1 rRNA gene is annotated in these 1,709 nt (G+C 49.0%); it reads left to right on the forward strand.

Annotated elements, in window-relative coordinates:
• The first annotated feature begins 142 nt into the window (after positions 1 to 142).
• Positions 143 to 1,670 (forward strand): 16S ribosomal RNA (locus HMPREF1253_RS03150).
• Positions 1,671 to 1,709: the final 39 nt, after the last annotated feature.

The raw sequence follows: 1,709 nt of genomic DNA on the forward strand, positions 1-1,709 counted from the left end.
TATACTAAATAAGCTGTCTAAAAAAAGACAGCAAGAACCAAGAAAAATAAATAGTGTGAAGAGAATAAAACAAACACAAAGCTTAAAGCGGAAAGTTCTTGAAAAAAGGACACCAGAATTCTGAAAAGAGCAAGATTAAATTTAAATTGAGAGTTTGATCCTGGCTCAGGACGAACGCTGGCGGCGCGCTTAACACATGCAAGTCGAGCGATGAAATTTTAACAGATCCTTTCGGGGAGAAGATAAGATGGATTAGCGGCGGACGGGTGAGTAACACGTGAGTAACCTGCCTTTGACACAGGGATAGCCTCGGGAAACCGGGATTAATACCAGATAACATTATCAGATCGCATGAGAAGATAATCAAAGCTGAGGCGGTCAAAGATGGACTCGCGTCCCATTAGCTAGTTGGTAGAGTAATAGCCTACCAAGGCAACGATGGGTAGCCGGCCTGAGAGGGTGAACGGCCACATTGGAACTGAGAAACGGTCCAAACTCCTACGGGAGGCAGCAGTGGGGAATATTGCACAATGGGGGAAACCCTGATGCAGCGACGCCGCGTGAGCGAAGAAGGTTTTCGAATCGTAAAGCTCTGTCCTATGGGAAGATAATGACGGTACCATAGGAGGAAGCCCCGGCTAACTACGTGCCAGCAGCCGCGGTAATACGTAGGGGGCAAGCGTTGTCCGGAATCACTGGGCGTAAAGGGTTCGCAGGCGGAAATGCAAGTCAGTTGTGAAAGGCAGAGGCTCAACCTCTGTAAGCAATTGAAACTGTATTTCTTGAGATGTGGAGAGGCAAGTGGAATTCCTAGTGTAGCGGTGAAATGCGTAGATATTAGGAAGAATACCGGTGGCGAAGGCGACTTGCTGGACACAAACTGACGCTGAGGAACGAAAGCGTGGGTAGCAAACAGGATTAGATACCCTGGTAGTCCACGCCGTAAACGATGAGTGCTAGGTGTCGGGGGAGACCTCGGTGCCGCAGTAAACACAATAAGCACTCCGCCTGGGGAGTACGTGCGCAAGCATGAAACTCAAAGGAATTGACGGGGACCCGCACAAGCAGCGGAGCATGTGGTTTAATTCGAAGCAACGCGAAGAACCTTACCAGGGCTTGACATACTGAGGACGTACTTAGAGATAAGTATTCTTTTTCGGAAGCCTCAATACAGGTGGTGCATGGTTGTCGTCAGCTCGTGTCGTGAGATGTTGGGTTAAGTCCCGCAACGAGCGCAACCCTTACCATTAGTTGCCAGCATGTAAAGATGGGAACTCTAGTGGGACTGCCGATGACAAATCGGAGGAAGGTGGGGATGACGTCAAATCATCATGCCCTATATGCCCTGGGCTACACACGTGCTACAATGGTCGGAACAAAGGGAAGCGAAACAGTGATGTAAAGCAAACCCCATAAAGCCGATCCCAGTTCGGATTGTACTCTGCAACTCGAGTACATGAAGTCGGAGTTGCTAGTAATCGCAGATCAGAATGCTGCGGTGAATGCGTTCTCGGGTCTTGTACACACCGCCCGTCACACCATGGGAGTTGGCAATACCCGAAGCCGTCGAGCTAACCGTAAGGGAGCAGACGTCGAAGGTAGGGTTAATGACTGGGGTGAAGTCGTAACAAGGTAGCCGTATCGGAAGGTGCGGCTGGATCACCTCCTTTCTAAGGAAAGAAATTCAAATCACACTATTTTATTTTTAT

Origin of the sequence: Peptoniphilus sp. BV3C26 (assembly GCF_000478985.1) — a bacterium.
Classification (GTDB): Bacteria; Bacillota; Clostridia; order Tissierellales; family Peptoniphilaceae; genus Peptoniphilus_B; species Peptoniphilus_B koenoeneniae.